This window comes from Rickettsia endosymbiont of Seladonia tumulorum (genome assembly GCF_964030815.1).
In the GTDB taxonomy this organism is placed as follows: Bacteria; Pseudomonadota; Alphaproteobacteria; order Rickettsiales; family Rickettsiaceae; genus Rickettsia.
On the sequence record NZ_OZ034963.1, the window covers coordinates 717,200 to 739,758 of the forward strand.

Here is a 22,559-nt window from a genome sequence, read left to right on the forward strand (position 1 = left end):
ATAATAAAGATCAAAAGTTTAAATGTAAACTTTTCTATTGTTTTTAGCGTGCAATTGACTATATTTAATAGACATTAGTAATTTATTTTAATAAAGAATAATTATTTATATGGCAACAGCAGATACATCCAAGCGTAGCGATAAGTTACGGAAAAGTTTAGAAAAAACTTTATCTTCCTCTAAGGCTAACAAGTTAGTTAATAGTGCAATTAAAGATTTATCCTCTTCAAATGGGTTAAGTTTTAAAACAATCTTACTTGGAGCAAAATTTGCTTTAACTAATCCTGTAAATACTTATAACCTTGTTAAACTTGCAAGATCTTCTGATACGTATCTTGATCTGGAATTTCAAAAATCACTTCTCGAGGAAAAACCAATATGGGAGTTTTTAAAAAAGAATGCCAGTAATTTACCTAAAATAGGGCAAATACTTTGCTAAAGCTGGATTTAAAGAATTTCAAGAAGGTAATTTCTTAGATCAGAAAGGTTTGGATATATTAAAAGAAAGTTTTAAAAATGATAATGTGCTTCATCAGCTCAAAGAAGTTGCAATTGAAGTAAAGAAAGAAGAACCTGATTGGAACAAAGTAACTTCTAACACTTTAGATATGCTTACTAAAGATAAAAACTTCGAAAAGTTTTTTAATGAAAAAGGAAAAGATATTACAAGCTATATAAAAATCGGGGCAACTGAAATATTACCAAGCGATTATGTCAAAAGTTTTGATGATATATTACAAAAACCGGAAAGTAAGCAAAGCTATGCAGAAGTGCAAAAAATCTTTGATAAAAATCCTGCTTTAAAGCAAGAAGTTGCTGAAAATATAGATAGCTTCACTTCTTTAAAGGAATTTAATAAGCTAAGTCCTGAAAAACAGACAGTACTAAATAGCTTTGTAGCAGATGCTAAACAGCAAGCTAAACCTGAATTAAAAGAGTATTTTGAGAGTTATAGAATTGACCCCGAAGTTTTAAGTACTCTACCTAGTTTGCTAAACCAAATCCCCAAAATGAAAGAAGTGTTTGATACTCTTAATGATCCAAATCAAGGAGTAATGATAGCTATTGAAAAAACTTTAGAAATGACTAAAGACAATAAAGAATTAAGAGATTTTTTTGCCAATAATAAAGAATTTTTACCAAATGCAGCTTTAGGCATTATTGAAAATAATCCTGATTTGCAAAAAATGACCAAAGACTATAATTTTGATAAGCAAATGCTTAATATAGTCGGGGAAATGATGTCAAAGCCTGAAATGGCACATGATATTATGTCAGATGTAAATAAAGGCGATTATATGAGCGTGACAAATAGTTTAATCTCAGCTCTTAATGATCCATCATTTAAGTTAAAAGATACGTTAGTGCAACAAAGTAAAGATGGCTTATTTGATAATTTATTCAAAGGTATAGTTGAAGTAGATGCAAAAGGTAGCGGTGATATTAAAAAACAGCTTGAAAATTATGGTCTACAAACCGAAGATGTTGTAAAGCTTAGCAAAGTGATGCCTTTATTGCTTGATAAGCCTGAGTCATTACAAAAAGTTTTTGGTAGTTTTATTAAAGGTGACTATACGGGAATTGCAAAAGAGCTATTTACTTTAACTAAAGATAGTCCTGAAATTCAGCAATATTTAAATGATAATAAAGGAATATTCGCAAAAGTAGGAGTTAAGGTAGGGTTAGACTATGTAACTCAAGCAGTAACAAATATGTTTAGTGGTGTAACACAACCGGTAGAAGATAAAATTACAGACAAAAATATTCTTATTGATCAAGCAGTTGATAAAATATTTTTACAAGCCAAATCAGAAAGTAAGCAAAACTTGCCTAATAAAAAAGAATTTGCCAACGAAGTAAAAACATTATGTAAAGAAAATCCGGAATTTGAGAATTATATTGTAGAAAAATTAAGTTCAAAACCTATTAGTAGTGTAGGCGATGTTTCTACCCCTAAAACAAATCAATACAAACATGCTTCAGATTATACAAATTCTCCTTTGCAAGTTCTAAATTCTTTATATGAAAATTTAGTAAATAAACAAGATATAAAGGCAGGACTATTAGCAAATATGCTAAGTGAACAAGTTTCACAAAAGCTATTTGATAAAGGGGATAATAGGGGAGAAGATTTTCATATGATTAATCAGACCTTAAAACAAGTAATTTCTGAGCATATTAAAGAAAATCCAAACATTGTAGATCATTTTTCAAAACCTAAAAATCAAGAAAAGCTGATAAACAATATTGCAAATACTTTAAACGCTAAATCTAAATATACGTGGGCTGGTCTTGCTACTGGTGGGATTTATCTCCCAAAAGAGATTTTCAATAACGAATTAAAAGATAATTTAAAAGCTGAATTTAAAAATAATTTTCATTCAAATACTTTAGCTGAAGCAAAGAATATGACTTCAAATTTAACTGAACAAATAGTTATAAGCACTAGTCATAAATTAAGTCCTCCCTCCAATACTCCTATTATACATAATAAAAATACGCAAGAAAAACAAAGATAATAATATCTATATAATACTTGACTAATTTACTAGGACATTCTATTGTAATGCCAATATTTATTGGTAAATAATCCCATGATGCTAACGACAAAAGGTAGGTATGCCGTAATGGCGATATTAGAGATGGCTTCAAATGTAGGTGATGAGCCTATAACTTTGAATGAAATTTCTTTAAAACAAAATATATCACTTAATTATTTAGAGCAAATATTTTCTAAACTTAAAAAAGCCAATTTAGTTAAGGCTATTAGAGGACCAAACGGAGGATATATTTTAATAGGAAAATTAGAAGAAATAAAAATTTCTAATATTATGGATGCTGTAAATGAGAACTTCATAATGACCGGCTGTTATAAAAAGTCGATAAAAAATTGTGCCTCGAGTACAATAAAATGTAATTCGCATAAATTATGGAAAGGGCTTGGTAAGCACATTAGAAATTATTTTGAAAATATTTCGGTTAAAGATGCTTTAAACCTGAATTTAAATATATGATATATTTAGATCATAACTCTACTACTTCTATTGCACCAAAGGTTAAGGAATATGTAATAAGCTTGATGGATAAGGAGCTTAATTCTTCATCTGCTCATAGCTCAGGTAGGTTTGCTAAGAATATTATAGAAACAGCACGCTCTCAAATAGCAGCAGCTTTAGTAATATCATCTAGAGAATATGATATTACTTTTACTTCTTCAGGAACTGAAAGTAATAATTTAATAATGAAAAATTTTTATGATGGTGATATTTTCATTTCTGCTATTGAACATTTATCGATCTATAACCATATAAAGCATGCTCCGAATATTAAAATTATTAGAGTTGATAAGCAAGGGGTAGTTGATCTTGAACATTTGGAGAAGCTATTAGCCCAAAGTATGGCTTCTAAGAAGTTAGTTTCTGTAATGATGGCTAATAATGAAAGCGGAGTGCTACAAGATATAGCTAAAATAAGTGAAATGGCTAAAAAATATGAGACAAAATTTCATAGCGATTTAGTACAAAGTTTTGGTAAAATACCAACAAATATCAAAGAGTTAGGGTTAGATTTTGCTACAATTTCAGGGCATAAAATAGGAGGTGGACTAGGTGGTGCTGCTTTAATCTCTACTTCTCGCTTTCCGCTTACTCCAATAATTATAGGAGGTGGACAGGAAAAGTCAGTACGTTCAGGCACTGAAAATGTTTTAGCAATTGCAGGATTCGGCTTAGCAGCTGAATTAATGAAAGAAAATATCGTAGAGAACCATGTAAAACTCAAAAGCTTACAAGAAGTTTTAGAGAAAAAACTAAAGAAGTATCAAGGCGTAAATATTATTAGCGAAAACGCAAAGAGATTACCTAATACTACCTTGTTTACTGTGCCAGGTACAGACGCTCAGACAAAACTGATCGGTTTTGATTTGCGTTATATTTGTGTTAGTTCTGGCTCTGCTTGCTCATCAGGTAAAATATCTAAATCGCATGTGCTAACTAATATGGGGCTAGATGAAGAAGAAGTAAAATCATCTATTAGGGTATCGTTTGGGCATAATAATACAATTTATGATATAAAGGCATTTATGATGGCTTTTAGAGAGATATATGGATGTCATTAAACCGTCATTGCGAGCGAATGAAGTGAGCGCGGCAATCCAGAAAAAATAATAAAAAATGCTATAAATTAGCATTTTTTAACTGGATTGCTTCGTCGAATTACTATGTAATTCTTCTCGCAATGACAGAAAAACCGATCCACGCTGGCAATGCCGCCACGGTATGACACAAAAATAAAAAACAAATTTTTAATACTCACAATTATATGAACACACAATTAAACAATTTAATCCTGCCGATATATATGGATTATCAGGCAACGACCCCGCTAGATCCACGTGTGATGGAAGCGATGTTGCCATATTTTACTACCAAATTTGGCAATCCTCATTCACGTAGTCATTCTTTTGGTTGGGAAGCTGAAAACGCTGTAGAAGAGGCAAGAGGTAATATTGCAAAGCTAATAGGGGCTGAGGCTAAGGAAATAATCTTTACATCCGGTGCGACTGAGTCCAATAACCTTGCTATAAAAGGTATAGCAAAATTCTATGGCAATAAAAAGAACCATATTATTACAGTAGTTAGTGAACATAAATGCGTCCTTGATGCTTGCAGGCATTTAGAGCAGGAAGTGGTAAAAGTCACCTACTTACCAATCAAACCTAACGGAATAATCGATTTAGAGGTTTTAAAAAATGCTATAACCGATCAGACTATGCTTGTATCAGTTATGGCGGTGAATAACGAAATAGGTGTGATTCAGCCCTTAAAGGAAATTGGAAAAATTTGTCGTGAGAAAGGTATTTTCTTTCATTCTGATATTGCTCAAGGGTTTGGTAAAGTTCCAATTGATGTTAATGAGTGCAATATTGACCTTGCAAGTATCTCAGGGCATAAAATTTATGGTCCAAAAGGCATAGGTGCTTTGTATGTTAGAAAAAAACCTCGTGTGCGTATTACTCCGCTAATAAATGGTGGTGGTCAAGAGCGTGGTATGCGTTCCGGTACGCTGCCAACCCCACTAATAGTAGGGCTTGGCACGGCTGCTAATATCGCTTATAATGAGATGGAAAAAGATACTAAGCATGTAAATCACTTATTTGATAAGTTTTTAGGTGCTATAAATAGTCAAATTTCGGAAGTTTACCTAAATGGTGATAAAGATCAAAGATATAAAGGCAACTTGAATTTAAGCTTTGCAGGTGTCGAGGGAGAATCAATTATCCTTGCTATTAAAGATTTAGCTGTTTCTTCTGGTTCGGCTTGTACTTCAGCCTCGCTTGAACCATCTTACGTGTTACGTTCTATGGGAGTTGATGAGGAACTTGCTCATACTTCGATTAGATTTGGCATAGGTAGATTCACTACTGAGCAGGAAATAGATTATGCAGTAAAGTTAATATGCTCAAAAATCAATAAGCTACGGGACTTAAGCCCGCTTTGGGAAATAATGCAAGAGGGGATTGATCTAAAGAAAATTAAATGGGCTGTGCATTGAAAATCGTCATTGCGAGGAGCGAAGCGACGCGGCAATCTTGTCAAATATCCTAAGATTGCTTCGTCAAAACTTGTAGTTTTTCCTCGCAATGACGTTGAAACAATTAAAACAAAATTTTAGAGAATAACAATGGCTTATAGCAAAAAAGTAATAGATCATTATGAGAATCCTCGTAATGTCGGATCGCTTGATAAAGAGAAAAAAAATGTCGGTACGGGCTTAGTCGGAGCTCCAGCATGCGGTGACGTGATGAAGTTACAAATCGAGGTTGACGATAACGGCATTATTACGGATGCAAAATTTAAAACATTTGGCTGTGGTTCAGCTATTGCCTCAAGTTCTTTAGTAACAGAATGGGTAAAAGGTAGATCAATAGACGATGCTGAAGAGATTAAAAACACTGAAATTGCAAAAGAATTATCATTGCCACCGGTAAAACTTCATTGTTCACTTCTTGCTGAAGATGCTATAAAAGCAGCTATAGCTGATTACAAGCTTAAAAAAGAAAATAAAAAAGACTCCTAGAACATGAAGAAAAACGTTATTTCATTAACTGATTCGGCTGCAAAACAAGTGCAATTGCTGATAGAAAAACGTAATAAACCTACATATGGAATTAGAGTAGGGGTTAAGTCAGGCGGTTGTGCTGGTCAAACTTATTATGTTGAATATGCCGATAATAAAAACCAATTTGATGAGGTAGTTGAAGAAAAAGGCGTGCGAATCCTAATCGATCCAAAAGCATTGATGTATATATTAGGCTCTGAAATGGATTATGTAGAAACTAAATTCAAATCCCAATTCACTTTTACCAATCCTAACGAAAAAGCTAATTGTGGTTGCGGTAAGTCTTTTAGCGTATAATCCCACTTGATTAATTACCCACTATGTATTATTATATAAGTTATAAAAAAGAATATTAATTTATATGACACAAGCATGTATATTAAAGCCTGATACGAAAGGAAGGATAACACTTGGTAAACTCGCTAAAGGAGTAAGTAGCTTCCATGTTATTATTAATAGTAAAAAGGGACAAATTATTTTAGAGCCCTATACCGAAATCCCTTTAAAAGAAAGTTGGCTATTTAATAATAAAAAAGCTTTAGAACAGCTAAATAATGGGATTAAAGAGTCAGCTAAGGGGCAAGTAAAATATATAGAAGACTTCAGTAAATATTTAAATGATGACCTTTAAAATTCTTTTTACTATTCAGGCTAGTAAAGATTTGGAAGAACTTGAAAATAATAAAAGTTTAGAAAAGCGTTTAAAAGCAGTAAGAAAAACATTAGCATATTTACAAACAAATCCGCGTCATTTAAATACTCATAAATATAAATCTACTAAAGGCGATAACGGAGAAGAAATATTTGAAGCTTATGCTGAGAATAATACTCCTGCGGCTTATAGGATTTTTTGGCACTATGGACCTAAAAAAGATAATATTACCATTCTAACAATTATAGCACATCCATAACTATAGTAATTTTCTAGAAAAAACGATTGCGGTTGCGGCAAATCCTTTAGAGTGTAATAGTTTTGCGTAAAGCTAACACCGCACCGGTTAGTATTATAAGTAGGAAAGTAAAGAAGCTAAATGTTACCCATAATGATTTAAAGTTTTGCCATAGTAGCATACTGAAGAAAGGCGTGCTTGAGGATAATATAATACCACCAAGTGAGTGAGATAAGCTATAAAGCCTCATTCTAACAGCTGTTTTAAATAAAGACTGGACGATAATTTGTAGCGGAACAGCGTAAAATGCGGCAAGCCCAATTAGTATAATAGGACATATAACAGTAAATATTTGCTGATATAATAAAGTTTGCATAGTAAAAGCTGTGACAAGACTAAGTAGCAAGGCAAATATAATTTGTTTTAAAGGATTTATTTTATCAGCAAGCATTCCTGCGAAAATAGCCGCTATCCCGTAAGTAATAATTAGGCTTATGTTCATAAACTCAGTTTCTATAGGGTTTATAAAAGCTATTTTTGCTAAAAATACTCCCAAGAAATATACTAAAAAATGGTATATACCGCCGATTGTACCATTTATTAGTAGTGCCAAAATAAAAGACTTTTTAGAGTTTTTTAGAGATTGAAAGATAGGAATATTATCAGATTGTTTATTTTTATGATGTAAAAATTCGTTGCTTTCTTTGAAATAATCTCTCATTAAAATAGCAAATAATCCAAATATAGCACCGATCAGGAAATTAATTCGCCACAAATAATAAATATTAAGGTTAGTCGCACAATAATAAGCCATAGCAGCAAGTAATGCTCCTATTTGAGTGCAGCTTGCAACTACTCCTAGCCCTAAATTTTTTCGGTTATTTTTTGTTTTTTCTGCCACATAAACTTTTATGCCGTCAACTTCGCCAGCTAAACTTGCAAGGAAAATCATCCGACAAAATGTAAGCATAATTGTAGCAAGAATACCTATTTTATCAAAGGAAGGGGTAACAGCGATTAGCAAGGTAGAAATGCTGCTGATAAACATTGATATTTTGATGGATTTAGTGCGTCCGTATCTATCACCGATAAAGCCGAAAATTATAGAGCCTAAAGGACGGATCACAACAGCCGCACTAAGTAGTGCAAAAAAGCCAAGTAGCTGTATTTCATGCGTACTTCTAGGTAAAAAATTTTGTGCTAAAATGTGAGCTGATAAGCCAAATAATGCATAATCGTAGTAACGAATTATAGATACAAAAAACGCAATCAAAAAAGCTGAATTGGACATAAAATATATTTCTTTCTATACCATGATAGTATCATATGATACTATTATAATGTAATTTGTCGATAAAATATCTAAGGTATACTCGGTGTAATATTATTTATAAAGGATCAATATGAAAAAATTTATGAAATACTTATTTTTTGCTTTTCTATATATAGCAGTAACAATAATAGTTGCCTATATGGTTTTGGCTCAGACGATTCCAGATGATGGGCAGTGTCATATGGTGGATAGACCACTTGTTATTCATTATATTTTAGCTGCTATTATTACCGCTTTACCAACGTTAGTTTTAATATATAGTAAGAAAAAATAATATGATTGGTAAATTAAGCGGTAGAATCGACTCAAGCTATGATGATTACGTCATAATTGATGTAAACGGGGTGGGGTATCGAGTTTTTGCTTCCGCTAAAACTTTAAGCAAACTTTCAGAAGGAGAGTCTTATAAACTATTTATCGAGACTCATGTTAGAGAAGATCACATTCATTTATATGGTTTTTTGAGTTTAGAAGAACAAAGCTTTTTTAACTTGCTGCAATCCGTAAATGGTATAGGCACAAGGATGGCTTTGTCTATTTTGTCAGCCCTTACGCCTACTGATATACAAATTGCTATTAATAATGAAGACAAGAATATTTTTAAAGCAATCTCAGGAGTGGGAGCTAAACTAGCCGAACGTATAGTACGTGAATTGAGCGATAAAGTGGCAAAAATATCAAGCTCATCTGCTGTTATTGGAATTAAGGGCATCACGCCGGTAGCAAGTAGTGACGTGATAAAAGCTTTAATAAATATGGGATTCTCAAGATTTGAAGCACAAAATACCGTACAAGAAATTATTACCAAAAATCCTGAAATCTCTATCGATGAATTAATCAGAACCGCACTAAAGAATCATAACAGTAATTTTTAGTTGATTAGTTAATATATAATATGTCAAAGCTAAAAATTTTTCTGAGTAATATAAATGCTACTGAAATTCTTGAAGCATTGGATTATGATTCTTCTACTTTATATTTAAATTATCAACATAGTGTTTGGGGTTCAGAAGATAATTTAATTAGTTTATTTAATATCTTAAAAGATGCTGAAATTAAAAATTTAGTATTTATAGGTTTATTTGCAATTAATAAATGTCCGGAATTACTGGCTGAATTTTTAAAGAATCCTCAGTGTCATATTACCGGCATTAACATAGATAGTGAGTTTGTAGATTATATAGGTTACGAAAAGTTTGGAATTCTTTTAGAAGCTTTTAAAGTAAATAATTCTCTTCAAGAAATTAATTTAGGTAATGCTAGAGTAGCCCCCGTACAATTTTTTTCCTTTATAGATATTATTTGTTGCAAACCTAATTTAAAAGTTTTATATCTTCCTCATTTAAATTTTATAAATTTTTTTTTCGATTTATCATTAATACCCAAAATCACTTGTTTTCTTGAGACTAGTAATGTTAATTCGCTTATATTAAATATTTTATTTGGTCAAGAAGAGATAATAAAACTACTTCCAATAATAAAAGAAAAAATTTCCAAAAATTATCCTATTTATACTTTAGATATGTCGGACACTTATTTTGATGGTGTAGGAGTAGAAGCTATAGCTTCTTTTTTAGAAAGAAATAATGAAATTATATCTTTAAGTTTTACTTTATGTGGAAAAACAAGTGAAGAATCAACAGCAAAATTGCTAGCCTCGATGAAGAGTGGCAAAAATATTATTAATTGTTCAATTGAAGAAAATAGTGAAATATCAAAAGAAATAGCAAAAGAGGCAGCAAAGGAAATAATACCTGTATTAAAAGATTTTTATACAAGTAAAAAAATTTTGCCTGATAATAAAACTTATAAATATTTACAATTATATCATAACCTAAATATTAAAGATTATTTAGAAGAATTAAGAATAAGCTATAGTGATTTAGATAATATAACCCAAAATGCAGATAAATGTATTAAAGAACATTTTTTTGAAATGATCGGTGTCGCAAAAAATTCAGGAACAGGCTATTTTCCTGTAGAGGTAATAGGACATATAGCCTCGTATCTAAAATTTTCAGATATAGTATTCATTCATCCAATAAGTATAGACTGGGTATTTCTAGCTGAAGATTCGTCGACAGAAGAAGAATGGACTGTTTTAGGCTAAAATTTATAAATTAAGATATAGCAAAAAACTATTTTTCCGCTATTATTAGTCATTATATATATTTAAAATATGACTAATATATTATCTCCTGAAAAAAATCAGAATGATCAAGAGTTGCCGCTAAGACCGTCATATTTGCAAGAATTTGTTGGACAGCAACAGATTAAGGAAAACCTTTCTGTATTTATTAGGGCAGCTAAATCACGTGGCGAGCATCTTGATCATACTTTATTTTACGGTCCGCCTGGGCTTGGTAAGACTACGCTTGCCAAGATTATTTCTAATGAGATAGGTGGTAATTTCAAATCTACTTCCGGTCCTGCCATACTTAAAGCAGCAGATTTAGCTGCTATTCTCACCAACCTTGAAAAAAATGATGTATTATTTATTGATGAGATTCATCGTTTAAATACTTCGGTTGAAGAGGTTTTATATCCGGCTATGGAAGATTTTGAGCTTGATATAATTATTGGAGAAGGTCCTGCTGCAAGATCGGTAAAAATAAACCTACCACAATTTACGCTTATAGGTGCTACTACCCGTCTTGGTTTGCTTAGTAACCCCTTGCGTGATAGGTTTGGTATTCCTATGCGTTTGAATTTCTATAATACCGAAGAGCTGAAAAAGGTTTTAAACAGAGCAAGTAAATTGCTTGATATTGATTTGACTGATTCAGGTTCAGAAGAAATAGCAAGAAGAAGTAGAGGAACGCCAAGAATCGCCTTAAGGTTGCTACGCCGTATAAGAGATTTCGCGGCGGTTAACAATCAGTTAGAAATAGATAAAGAAATAGCTAATTTTGGTTTAAACCGCTTGGAGGTTGATATTATTGGGCTTGATAGCAATGATTATCGTTATCTCAAATTTATAGCAGATAATTATAATGGTGGACCTGTCGGGATTAAGACAATTGCCGCCGCTCTTTCCGAGCAGCGTGATGCACTTGAGGAAACCATAGAGCCTTATCTAATACAGATAGGTTTACTACAAAGAACACCACGGGGCAGGGTGATAACAGCTGCTGCTTTTGAGCATTTAAAAATTCCACTGCCAACTAGCTCTACTTACCAATTTAATATTTTTAACGACAATGAACAATAATTTAGATAATGACTACCAAGCTTTTTATATAATTAAAAGGTTGATAAAAAATCATATTAAACCTTATGCAACTAAGATATATGTAGCAATATTTTGTATGGCTGTCGCAGCAATTTGTACGGCAATTATAGTACATGCGGTTAGACCTATTATTGATAAGATTTTTTTAACGCATGATAGAAGAATGCTTGTTATAATGCCGATAGTGCTTATCGTAACTTTCTTTGTCAAAGGAATTTCGGAATATTATCAGAATTATCTAATAAAATTTGTCGGGCAGAGAGTATTAAACGATTTGCAGATAAAAATGTATGAGCATTTGTTATTTGCCGATATTTCTTTTATTCAAAAGCAATCTTCAGGGCGTCTTATATCCCGCTTTACTAACGATATTTCTTTAATGCGTGGTGCTGTTTCTAATTTACTCGTCGGATGTGCTAAACATTTTCTAACTGTAGTATGTTTAATAATAACGATGTTTAATTTAGAACCGCTATTATCTTGTGTGGTTTTCCTTGTTTTTCCGCTTGCTGTTTATCCGGTACAAAAGATGGGTAGAAGGATAAGGAGAATATTTGCACGATCACAAGAGGAGCTTGGGCATTATACCTCTAAACTTGATGAAGCCTTTCAATCAATTAAAATTATTAAATCTTTTGTCGGCGAAAAAATAGAAAGTAAAAGAGCAGCATTGATTATTAACAATATTTTAGAATATTATAAAAAAACATCTAAATTAGATGCGTTAGTTTCACCTATTATGGAGGGGTTAAGCGGTCTTGCAGTTGGTGGTATGGTATGGTATGGAGGTAGTTTGGTACTTGATGGAAAGACTACTCCAGGTGCATTATTTGCTTTTTTAGCTTCTTTTGCTGCAGCTTATAGACCATTTAAAAGTTTAGTATCATTGAATATTAACCTACAAGAGGGGATTGCAGCAGCTAAAAGGGTGTTTAGTGTTTTAGATACCGAACCTTTAATTAAAGATCATAGTAATTCTAAGGAAATCGATTTATCTGATGCACAAATTACTTTTGAGAAATTAGCTTTAAGTTTTGAAAGTAAGGTAGCTATAAAACATATAGATTTAAAGTTAAAACCTAATAAAATGATTACGTTTGTTGGGCGTTCTGGTAGTGGTAAAACTTCACTCAGCAATTTATTAGCACGTTTTTATGATCCCACAGAAGGAAGAATTTTAATTAATACTCATGATATTAAAGATATTAAGCTTACTTCTCTACGCAGCCAAATTGCTTTAGTTACACAAGATACGCATTTATTTGATACTAGCGTTGCCGAGAATATAGCATATAGTCAACCTAATGCTACACAGGAAGAAATAATTAAGGCAGCACAATATGCTGATGCACATGAGTTTATCATGCAGCTACCAAATGGTTATGATACACAAATAGGTGTGCAAGGGACAACTCTTTCAGGGGGTCAGCGTCAACGTTTATCGATTGCCAGAGCTTTCTTAAAAGATGCACCTATTCTAATTTGGGATGAAGCAACAAGCAGCTTAGATCAATCTTCTGAGCAGAAAATTCTAGAATCTCTAAAGAAATTACGCAAAGGAAAAACTACTTTAATTATTACCCATCGCTTAAGTAGCATTACTGACCTTGATAATATAATTGTGATGAAAAACGGTGCGGTTTGTGAACAAGGAAACCACAAGCAGCTGCTTGATAATAAGGGTGAATATTATGCTTTGTATAATAAAGAGCTGAGGGAAGAAACTGTTTCTAATGTTATTCCGTGAGCTTGTAGCGGGATCTCAGGACACAGTTTATAATAAATAGATACCGCGGTCAAGCCGCGGTATGACACTACTGTACTAACCATAAATAAAAACAACTAACATGCTTATCACCAGAATATTTAAAGACTACCGCTTATTCGAAATATTAATCTTAGGAATAGTTAGTGGGATGCCGCTGGCTGTAATTTTTACTACTATTTCGGTTTGGTTAAAAGAGTCAGGTGTGGATATTGCTGTTATCACTACTTTTGGAATAGCGAAATTATCTTATTCCTTAAAAGTATTTTGGTCTCCTCTGATTGATAATTTTAAAGTGCCTTTTTTAAGCAAATGGGGACATAGAAAAGGTTGGCTCATATTATGTAGCAGTTTGATGGCTTTAGTATTGATAGTTATGGGAAGAGAAAACCCTGCTGCTTCTTTAACTGCTTTATATTTTCTAACCATAGCTTTAGGGTTTTTATCAAGCACATTTGATATTGCTGTTGATGCTCTTCGTATTGATAAGTTTGAAGAAGAAACCCAAGGCATAGCTAGTGCAACAGCGGTATTCGGTTATAGAATTGGTATGTTGATTACAGGTGGCTGGGCTTTATATTTTGCTGAAATAACTAACGATAACTGGCAATTAACTTTCTTTGTTATAGGTATAATATTTGCCGTCTCTACTATTTTTATAATAACAGTAAAGGAAAAAGAATTAGTAAGAGAGAAGATAAAATTTACTTCTATCGCTTCTTGGATTCATACAGTAATTAGTCCTTTTAAAGATTTTTTTAAAAGAGAATTTGCTATAACTATTTTGTTTGCTGTAATATTTTTTAAACTTGGTGATTCGATGCTTTTATCTATTGCATCGCCTTTTTATATAGAACTTGGTTATACTAAATCAGAAATAGCAGTAAATAGAAAATTTTGCTGCCGCTATGGGTACTACTGCTTTGGTCGGATATATAAGCTATTTATGTAATAAAAAATACTTAGCAACGCAATATGCACTTTTTACCGCTGCGAGCAGTTTATGTAACAATACTGTCACTATTTATGCTGGTAAACTTGTAAATATGCTAGGCTGGAATGGCTTTTTCATCTTCACTATCATTTTAGCCTTGCCTGCTTTATTTATATTAATGTATCTTAATAAAAAGGTTAATATATAGTAAGTTTTGGCGTCATAAGCTATGCGAATTAAATGAGCGTGGCAATCTCAGGGGTTCTATGCTGCTTCATAAGATTGCCTCCGCCCTCTGCTACGCATCTCCTCGCAATGACGGTAAAGTTATAATTTCATCTTGACCAAACTCTAATAATATTTTATCTATATAAGATGTTTAGAAAAATTTTATTGCCTTACATTTTTGTTATCATTTCTTTACTTACCCAAGTAAGTGAAGCAAAAAAGGCTGTAAAAAATTCTTCTAAAGTTCCTATTCCCGTTCAAACTAGTTTAGTACTTAATGAAAAAAATGGTGAGGTTTTGCATGCTCATAATTCACAAGTTCGGATGTATCCCGCCTCTTTAACTAAATTAATGACGCTATATTTAATGTTTGAGTCAATTGAGACAGGTAAACTATCATTAAATAAAAAGCTAACCGTATCAGAAAAAGCGGCAAAAATGCCTCCTTGTAAGCTAGGTTTAAAAGCAGGCGAAACTATAACAGTCAGAGATGCTATTAATGGGTTAATTATAACTTCTGCTAATGATGCTGCTGTGGTTGCTGCTGAAAACCTTAAAGGCTCAGAAAAAGCTTTTGCTCATGCAATGAATGTCAAAGCTAAACAACTTGGGATGAAAAATACTTATTTCAAGAATGCTTCAGGCTTGCATGACCCGTTGCAGCAAACCACCGCAAGAGATATGGCTAAGCTTGCTTTAGCAATTAAGAAAAACTATCCTAAATATTATCCGTTATTTTCCAAAACAAGTTTTGTATTTCGCGGTAATACAAGAAATGGACATAATAATATTACTAAAAACTATCGAGGAGCTGAAGGTCTAAAAACAGGTTTTACTAATCCATCTGGTTATAATTTAGTTACTACTGCCTCAAGAAACGGTAAATCATTAATCGCAGTTGTTACAGGCGGTAGAAGTGCTGGATCTCGTGATCAGAAAATGATCGGATTATTAGATCAGCACTTTAACGTAGCATCTGCCAAGCCTAAAGTCACACTTGCTTATAACAATAAAGTAAAAGCAAAACCTAAGCCAAAAATAGTGATAAAAAAATGAGTCATGCGTAGTTAGTCTTCAAAATCGTCATTGCAAGAAAATTACGTAGTAATTAACGAGGCAATCTTAGGAATTTTTGTATTGAATTATGAGATTGTTATGCAGTCTTCGCTTGTTTTAGTACTATAAAAGCCATCCATGAAAATTTTTTATTTTTCTCATTATTATTCTTGCGAATATTATTGCTTCTAAATTTCAACTAGTCTATATATAATTCTTCTTAATTATAAGCCTTAATTAAAAATATGGAAAAACTTATCGGTTCAATTTTATTAATTGCAGGTACTTGTATAGGTAGCGGTATGATAGCCCTGCCTATGGTATTAGCAAAAATAGGTTTAATACCTAGTATAATATTAATGTTTATAATTTGGTTTCTAATGTATTATACTTCCTTAATTAATTTAGAACTTAACCTTCAAGCCGGTAAAGGTTTAGCATTAGGAAGACTTGGAAGATATTTTTCAGGACGTATTGCTGAAATTATCGGTATGGTAAATCTTAAGATTCTTTCATACGCTTTACTGGCAGTTTTTATATATGGAGGTTCGTCAATAATACAAAACTTATTATCCTTAGATATAAGTATAGTTTATATAGGAGCATGGTATGCTGTTATATCTATTTTAGTATTATTGCTACCGTTAAAGTTAATAGATTATATAAATCGTTTGTTATTTATTAGCATACTTATAGTAATAGCAATTTTAATTATAGGACTTATTGCTATGATTAAATGGTACAATTTACCATTATTTTCATCAAGGTATAAAGAAATATTAGTATGGAGTGAAATAACGCCTGTAGTTTTTACTTCTTTTGGTTTCCAAGTAATTTTTCATACTTTAACTAATTACTGTAATAAAAATGCTAGAACATTAAAATTAGCATTCTTATTTGGTACTTTAATTCCAGCAATAGTATATATAATTTGGACATGTAGCGTTCTTACTGTAATACATCATGAAAATCCGGTATTTTATCAACAGATGGTTGTAGGCAATGTTGAAGTAGGAGAGTTAGTTAAAGAATTAAGCAGTATAGCAAAATGGCAGTCCGTACAATTGCTAGTGTGGATAATTTCTACTTTAGCTATAGCTACCTCAGTAATTGGTGTAGGTGTAGGTCTATGTGATTCTCTTAAAGTAAGTTTTTCAAACCTACAGTGTAATTCAATGATTCGTGATATAATAGCTGCTTCTACTACTATATTACCAGCTTATATTGTAACAATACTAATTCCTAATGCTTTTGGTTCGCCGGTATGATATTGGTAATAATTGCAATTTTATTGCCTGCTTACTTATTATATAAAGCAAAAATAAAAAATTTTTATTATCCTGAACTAAAAAAGAAATATTTAATTGTTATATCAGTAATTATCGGAATATTTATTATGGGATATGAACTTACTAATACGATTATTGGTATTTTATAAGTATACTCGTTTTATTTGAAAAATTGGCTACGTTGTCTTTTGCTGATAATCCTCACGTATTAAGTATACGCTGCGGTTATCAGCTTCAAGCCGCCTTGCTCTTTTCCAAATAAAACTTCGTCTATCCAACTCTTCATTTATTAGCAGTATATATAGCTCGGTCAAGCACTAGATAACCCTGAGTTTTATACAACTATTATCTCGGATGCACTGGATATTTTGTTTCTAGATTAACAAATTTAGAATATTGACTGTCATAGAAAAGTTGAACATTTCCAACAGGACCGCTACGGTGTTTTGCAATTATAATATCGGTAATATTATGTGCTTTACTCATATTATCTTGCCATTCAGCATATTTTTCAGCATGTTTAGGGTCGCTTGCTGCAGGCTCTTTTCTGCTTAGATAATATTCTTCTCGGTAAATAAACATAACTATATCGGCATCTTGTTCAATACTTCCTGATTCTCTAAGATCGGATAGCATAGGTCTTTTATCCTCCCGAAGCTCTACGGCTCTTGATAGCTGAGATAATGCAATGACAGGAATATTTAATTCTTTGGCTATGGCTTTTAAACCTTGGGTGATTTCTGAAACTTCATTAACCCTATTATCGGATTTACTTACACCTCTAATTAACTGTAAATAATCGACAAATAATATACCTAAATTATGCTTGCGTTTCATTCTTCTAGCACGTGTTCTTATAGCTGAAATAGTTAAGGCAGGAGTATCGTCAATAAAAAATGATAATTCTGATAAAGCTATGGCTTCTTTGCGAAGACGATTATAATTTGCTTCATTAATCATTCCCGTACGAAGAGTAGTAGAGTCAATTCCTGCACTTATTGAAAGCAAACGTGTTGTAAGCTGCTCGGAGGACATTTCTAGAGAGAAAAATCCCACAGATTGTACTTCTTGATTATCACGCTTATTTTTAATAAGCATATTATTGCAAGCATTTAAAGCTAAATTTAAAGCAAAGGCTGTTTTACCCATCGCAGGACGTCCTGCAAGAATTACAAGATCAGAATTATGAAAACCAAACAGTTTACTATCTAAATCAATTAAGCCAGTAGATATACCTATCACATGATCGTTATTTTTCATTGCTCTATTTATGCTGGCAATCGACTCTGAAATAGGTATAGCAATTTTGGTAAAGCTTTTTTCATTTATCCCTTCACTAGCTAAATCATAAAGCTTAGATTCGGCTCGTTCAATTTGTTCTTTTGCTTCAAACTCTAAAGAAGAATTATATGCGTCGTTTACTACTTCTTCACCGATATTTATTAAATAACGTTTTATTGCTAAATCATATATTATTTTACCATAGTCAATAGGATTAATTACCATCATTGACATAGTGACTAATTTTGCTAAATATTCAGCTCCCTCCATTTCAGCAAAAAGCTCATCATTTGCTAGCATACTACGTAATGTTATAGGGGTAGCGATTAAACCTTTTTCGGTAATTACTTCAATTCCGTTATAGATTTTTTGGTGAATAAGTTCAAAAAAATGCTCACTGCGTAAAAATTCTGATACATAGTTTAGCAATTCATTATTGGTTAAAATTGCCCCAATAAGCATCTGTTCTGCCTGAGTATTTGAAGGTAAAACTCTTGCTAATACAGTATTTGCTTCATCGTTAGCTATATTTTTATCGTTGTTTGTTTTATTACGTGCCATTGTTGTTTTTTTAATAATTGAATTGTTATAAGAAATTGTTATTTTATATTAGGAATTCTACGTCATCTTAGCTAAAAGCGGCGTTGTTGCATAGCTCAATTTTTCCGTCATTGCGAGGAAAAACTGTAAGTTTTGACGAAGCAATCCAGTTAAAAAATGCTATAAATTAGCATTTTTTATTATTTTTTCTAGATTGCCATGCTCCTTGCAGTCGCTTAGCTCAGACGATTCTCGGTTTACGCAACAATGACACGCGGGAATGACATAGAAAGCATGATATTATTACAAACTAGATGTTTTATATTCTTCATTTTTTGCTTCATTTCTGCGTTCAGTAATTAATTTATCTACTAAACTTTCTTCTTGAGAATAGTATTTATTAATAGTATTTCGAGCTTTTTTTAGTGCAGATTTTAATAACAAAATTGATTTTTTATTATTCACAGCCCACTCCATCTTTTAATCAGATTAGTTTCGATATCGAAAAGGTCTAAGACTCTAGCGATAGAGTGGTTTACTATATCATCTATTTCTTTAGGTTTGCTATAAAAAGCTGGCATTGGTGGTGCTATAATTCCGCCATAATTTGCTACTTTTAACATATTCTTTATATGTCCTGTATGCAAAGGTGTTTCGCGAGTCATTAAAACGAGCTTTCTTTTATCCTTTAATACTACTCCTGCTGCTCTGGTAATTAAATTATCTTCCATTGCATGAGCAACGCTAGCCAAAGTCCTCATACTGCATGGTGCTATTATCATGCCAGAAGTTTTAAACGAACCGCTTGCAATAGCAGCTCCTATAGCTTTATTACTATAATGATAATTTGCAAGAGCTTTTACTTTTTCTATAGAATATTCAGTTTCAGCTTTTATAGTAAGAGCGGCTCCATCTGAAATAATTAGATGAGTCTCGATATTCTGTTCTTTTAATACTTCAAGTAAACGAATACCATATATTGCCCCTGAAGCTCCAGAAATTGCTATGATAATTTTTTTCATCGATGTTTTTATAATTTATTAGTTTAGTATATAATAAAAAAAATTATATAAAACAAATTATATATGCAAATAGCGAAGATATTATTACCAGCAGTAAAATTATTTCCTCTAGATTACTTAATCCCTGAAGATTTATCATTAAATATAGGTGATCTTGTTATAGTGCCTTTTAGAAATAAGGAATTAACCGGCATAGTATGGGAATTTGCTAATATTCCTGAAGTAAAGAAGCTAAAAACCATAAAAGAAAAAGTACCACTAAATTTAACTATAACTTCAGAAGTTTTAGACTTAATTAAATGGATGAGTAATTACTACATGGCTGAGCTTGGTAGCATAGCTAAATTAGTATTACCAGTAGATATAGCCGAAAAGCCAATTAAAGTTAAAGAACAGAAAATAAATAATAATTTTACGTTGCCTGATTTATCAGAAGAGCAAAAACAGGCGTTACAAATGTTAAACAATAGTAATAAACCAATTCTTATTAAAGGTGTTACTGGTTCAGGTAAAACAGAAGTTTATTTTCATCTAATAGCAGAATATTTAGCAAAAGGTAAGCGAGCACTTGTGATGCTTCCAGAAATAGCACTAAGCACGCAAATTATTAATCGTTTTAAGGAGCGTTTTGGGTTTGATCCTATAATATGGAATTCGAGCGTTACAAAAGCTCAAAAGAAAATGATTTTAAGAGGTATATTAGAGGATAAAGTTAAGATAGTAATTGGGGCTAGGAGTAGCTTGTTTTTGCCTTTTAAAAACCTTGGGTTAATAGTTATTGATGAAGAGCATGACGATTCTTATAAGCAAGATGATGGTGTGTTATATAATGCAAGAGATACTGCTATAGTTAGAAGTACGTTTGATAAAGCACAAATAGTTTTATGTTCGGCAACGCCCTCTATTGAGACAATGTATAATGCCAATATAGGAAAATATAGTTTAATTAACTTAAGTAGTAGATATAAAAACGCTGTTTTACCGAATATTGAAATGATTGACATGACAAAGGAAGAGCTACCTAAAAATTGTTACTTGTCTAATATTCTAATAAAAGCCATCAAGAATAATCTAGAAAATAAAGAGCAAACGCTTTTATTCCTTAATAGAAGAGGCTATGCCCCTTTAATGCTATGTAAATCTTGCGGTCATAGATTTACTTGTAAATATTGCTCTAGTTGGATGGTAGTGCATAAAAACTCTAAAAAGCTTGAATGTCATCATTGTGGTTATCAAAGTAAGATTTTTAACTCTTGCCCTGAATGCTTAGAAGATGAATCTCTAGCTATTTGCGGACCTGGAATAGAAAGGATAGAGGAAGAGGCAAAAACACTTTTTCCAAATAGTAAAATTGCTGTGATAAGTAAGGATCATGTTAAAAATCCAGAAAAAATAGCTCAGCTTCTACATCAAATGGAAAATCTAGAAATTGATATATTAATAGGAACGCAAATGATAACAAAAGGTTATCATTTTCCAAATCTTACTTTAGTTGGAGTAGTCGATGCCGATCTTGGGAGTAATCATGCTGATCTTAGATCAAGTGAGAGGGCTTTTCAGTTGCTTCATCAAGTAGGGGGTAGAGCAGGGCGTGGAAATTCTAAAGGTATGGTATATTTACAAAGCTATTATCCTGATAATATTATTTTTAGTTATATTAAAGATGAGCGGGAAGATAACTTTTTTGTCAATGAATTGGAAGTACGGAAAGCTGCCGATATGCCGCCATTCTCAAAAATGGCATCAGTAATTTTATCCGGCACAAATGAGCATAAAATTTTAGAGGTTGCTAAGAACATGGTACGAATTGCTCCAGAAGCACAGGTGAAAATTTTAGGACCAGCAAGCTCGTTAATGTCAAAACTTGCTGGTAAATATCGCTTTCGAATACTTATTATTGCTGATAAAAAATTTAATCTGCAAAAATATTTAAAATTTTGGTTAGAGCTGATTAAAATCCCTTCTTTTTGTCATATAAAAATAGATATCGACCCAAAAAGTTTTTACTAACCTCTTTGTTTAGTTTTGCTTTTAGACTTAGTTTTTTTAGGTTGGAGCTTACTTTCTAGAAGTTTTTTTGTTGTAGATTTAGCTGTTAAAGGTTTGGTAGCACCTCGTACTTCTTCTTTAGCTTCTTTGGTATTTTGTTTAGCATTTTTTACTGCTTTCATATAATAACGCACTTTCTCAATTTCGTCAGTATATCCTTTATTACCTATATTTTTGATAGCTTTTAAACTGTGCTTTATAACATTACCAATATTTTTCCAAATAAGAGTTTTATCTGTTTTTGTAGGTTCTTCACACCATTTATCTAGTTCTTTTAGCTTTGCTTCTACTATAGGCAAAACAGTTAATTTTTGAGATTCTTTTATACTAGGATCTATATGATCTAATTTCCTGTTGTAAGTTTCAATAATATCAGTTACTTTTTCTTCAAATTCTTTATGATGTCTAGTTTGCTTTAAATTAGCTTTTATTTCTTCATTCGTTGATAGTTCCTTAAGTGTGGAAATTATGCCATGTAATCTCTGTTGTTGAATATCACTAAAAGCCTTATGTAGAGCATCTTGTTTTTCTCGTCTATCTACAGCTGCTTTATCTTGCTCCTTTTTAGGTTTTGTTTTAAATATGTTTGTTATATCTTGTATTATACCCATAATAAATATCCTAAATAAATTTAACCATATTAAAATATAACTACTAATAGTTTATAGTTTTCAAATCTATTTTATTAAAATATAAAAATTTCTTTTTGTGGTGCGATATTTTTACTATAAAATATTTAACTATTTTTTTACAAATCAGCTAATAGAAATAGCAAAAGTTTAAATCTATTGGTTTATGCTCAAAGTTTAAAATAATCTAA

Annotated in this window: 21 protein-coding genes and 2 pseudogenes; 18 read left to right on the plus strand and 5 right to left on the minus strand. The window is 31.9% G+C overall.

Annotated features, from left to right (window positions below):
- The first annotated feature begins 109 nt into the window (after positions 1-109).
- The 8 genes and pseudogenes from AAHF54_RS03565 (at position 110) to AAHF54_RS03600 (ending at position 7,031) form a co-directional block, all read left to right on the plus strand.
- A pseudogene (locus tag AAHF54_RS03565) lies at positions 110-2,519 on the plus strand (hypothetical protein).
- Positions 2,520-2,594: 75 nt separating this feature from the next.
- Positions 2,595-3,014 carry an Rrf2 family transcriptional regulator gene (locus tag AAHF54_RS03570; protein WP_341789184.1) on the plus strand — a complete coding sequence of 140 codons (420 nt, stop codon included), beginning with the start codon at positions 2,595-2,597 and terminating at the stop codon, positions 3,012-3,014.
- On the plus strand, positions 3,011-4,117 hold the full coding sequence (locus AAHF54_RS03575; protein ID WP_341794226.1) for a cysteine desulfurase family protein: 1,107 nt from the start codon (positions 3,011-3,013) through the stop codon (positions 4,115-4,117). The genes AAHF54_RS03570 and AAHF54_RS03575 overlap by 4 nt, the downstream gene beginning before the upstream one ends.
- Before the next feature lie 203 nt (positions 4,118-4,320).
- Entirely contained in the window at positions 4,321-5,553 is a 1,233-nt protein-coding gene (locus AAHF54_RS03580) for an IscS subfamily cysteine desulfurase (RefSeq protein WP_342170221.1), read from the plus strand.
- Between the two features lie 129 nt (positions 5,554-5,682).
- Complete coding sequence (gene iscU / locus AAHF54_RS03585; protein WP_011477608.1) at positions 5,683-6,078, plus strand: Fe-S cluster assembly scaffold IscU; 396 nt, start codon at positions 5,683-5,685, stop codon at positions 6,076-6,078.
- Between the two features lie 3 nt (positions 6,079-6,081).
- Entirely contained in the window at positions 6,082-6,417 is a 336-nt protein-coding gene (locus AAHF54_RS03590) for an iron-sulfur cluster assembly accessory protein (protein ID WP_341789187.1), read from the plus strand.
- A gap of 64 nt (positions 6,418-6,481) precedes the next feature.
- Positions 6,482-6,751: a hypothetical protein gene (locus AAHF54_RS03595; RefSeq protein WP_341789188.1), complete on the plus strand. Its 270-nt coding sequence runs from the start codon at positions 6,482-6,484 to the stop codon at positions 6,749-6,751.
- The gene (locus AAHF54_RS03600; RefSeq protein WP_341795221.1) at positions 6,738-7,031 is read left to right on the plus strand and encodes a hypothetical protein; all 294 of its coding nucleotides are present in this window, start codon (positions 6,738-6,740) and stop codon (positions 7,029-7,031) included. Before AAHF54_RS03595 ends, AAHF54_RS03600 begins: the two co-directional genes overlap by 14 nt.
- A 46-nt stretch (positions 7,032-7,077) precedes the next feature.
- Here the strand turns inward: AAHF54_RS03600 and AAHF54_RS03605 are convergent, their stop codons facing one another.
- Entirely contained in the window at positions 7,078-8,301 is a 1,224-nt protein-coding gene (locus AAHF54_RS03605) for an MFS transporter (protein ID WP_341789189.1), read from the minus strand.
- A 112-nt stretch (positions 8,302-8,413) separates the two neighbouring features.
- On the opposite strand from AAHF54_RS03605, the gene AAHF54_RS03610 reads away from it, so the two are divergent.
- From AAHF54_RS03610 to AAHF54_RS03650, 9 genes and pseudogenes are all read left to right on the plus strand, one after another.
- Positions 8,414-8,617: a Holliday junction ATP-dependent DNA helicase RuvA gene (locus tag AAHF54_RS03610; protein WP_341789190.1), complete on the plus strand. Its 204-nt coding sequence runs from the start codon at positions 8,414-8,416 to the stop codon at positions 8,615-8,617.
- Position 8,618: 1 nt separating this feature from the next.
- Positions 8,619-9,218: a Holliday junction branch migration protein RuvA gene (ruvA, locus tag AAHF54_RS03615; protein ID WP_342170222.1), complete on the plus strand. Its 600-nt coding sequence runs from the start codon at positions 8,619-8,621 to the stop codon at positions 9,216-9,218.
- A gap of 20 nt (positions 9,219-9,238) precedes the next feature.
- Entirely contained in the window at positions 9,239-10,453 is a 1,215-nt protein-coding gene (locus AAHF54_RS03620) for a hypothetical protein (protein WP_341789192.1), read from the plus strand.
- A 69-nt stretch (positions 10,454-10,522) separates the two neighbouring features.
- Positions 10,523-11,554, plus strand: coding sequence for a Holliday junction branch migration DNA helicase RuvB (gene ruvB / locus AAHF54_RS03625; RefSeq protein ID WP_342170223.1), 1,032 nt, complete (start codon positions 10,523-10,525; stop codon positions 11,552-11,554).
- Entirely contained in the window at positions 11,544-13,322 is a 1,779-nt protein-coding gene (locus AAHF54_RS03630) for an ABC transporter ATP-binding protein (protein ID WP_342170224.1), read from the plus strand. The genes ruvB and AAHF54_RS03630 overlap by 11 nt, the downstream gene beginning before the upstream one ends.
- 100 nt (positions 13,323-13,422) lie before the next feature.
- A pseudogene (locus tag AAHF54_RS03635) lies at positions 13,423-14,482 on the plus strand (MFS transporter).
- Positions 14,483-14,649: 167 nt separating this feature from the next.
- Positions 14,650-15,558, plus strand: a complete 909-nt coding sequence (locus AAHF54_RS03640) for a D-alanyl-D-alanine carboxypeptidase family protein (protein WP_342170226.1) — start codon at positions 14,650-14,652, stop codon at positions 15,556-15,558.
- Positions 15,559-15,803: 245 nt separating this feature from the next.
- Positions 15,804-16,826 carry an aromatic amino acid transport family protein gene (locus AAHF54_RS03645; RefSeq protein ID WP_341789197.1) on the plus strand — a complete coding sequence of 341 codons (1,023 nt, stop codon included), beginning with the start codon at positions 15,804-15,806 and terminating at the stop codon, positions 16,824-16,826.
- Positions 16,823-16,996, plus strand: coding sequence for a hypothetical protein (locus AAHF54_RS03650; protein ID WP_341789198.1), 174 nt, complete (start codon positions 16,823-16,825; stop codon positions 16,994-16,996). The genes AAHF54_RS03645 and AAHF54_RS03650 overlap by 4 nt, the downstream gene beginning before the upstream one ends.
- A gap of 196 nt (positions 16,997-17,192) precedes the next feature.
- Here the strand turns inward: AAHF54_RS03650 and AAHF54_RS03655 are convergent, their stop codons facing one another.
- From AAHF54_RS03655 to AAHF54_RS03665, 3 genes are all read right to left on the minus strand, one after another.
- Positions 17,193-18,689 carry a replicative DNA helicase gene (locus tag AAHF54_RS03655; RefSeq protein ID WP_341789199.1) on the minus strand — a complete coding sequence of 499 codons (1,497 nt, stop codon included), beginning with the start codon at positions 18,687-18,689 and terminating at the stop codon, positions 17,193-17,195.
- A gap of 282 nt (positions 18,690-18,971) precedes the next feature.
- Complete coding sequence (locus tag AAHF54_RS03660; protein WP_341789272.1) at positions 18,972-19,112, minus strand: hypothetical protein; 141 nt, start codon at positions 19,110-19,112, stop codon at positions 18,972-18,974.
- A gap of 17 nt (positions 19,113-19,129) precedes the next feature.
- Positions 19,130-19,690 (minus strand): UbiX family flavin prenyltransferase, encoded by a 561-nt coding sequence (locus tag AAHF54_RS03665; protein WP_341789200.1) that lies wholly within the window; start codon positions 19,688-19,690, stop codon positions 19,130-19,132.
- A gap of 63 nt (positions 19,691-19,753) precedes the next feature.
- Between AAHF54_RS03665 and AAHF54_RS03670 the strand changes: the two genes are divergently transcribed.
- The gene (locus AAHF54_RS03670) at positions 19,754-21,700 is read left to right on the plus strand and encodes a primosomal protein N' (RefSeq protein WP_341787974.1); all 1,947 of its coding nucleotides are present in this window, start codon (positions 19,754-19,756) and stop codon (positions 21,698-21,700) included.
- On the opposite strand, the gene AAHF54_RS03675 is transcribed toward AAHF54_RS03670, so the two are convergent.
- A complete protein-coding gene (locus AAHF54_RS03675) occupies positions 21,697-22,350 on the minus strand; it encodes a hypothetical protein (RefSeq protein WP_341787975.1) in 654 nt (217 codons plus the stop codon). The genes AAHF54_RS03670 and AAHF54_RS03675 overlap by 4 nt on opposite strands.
- Positions 22,351-22,559 lie beyond the last annotated feature (209 nt).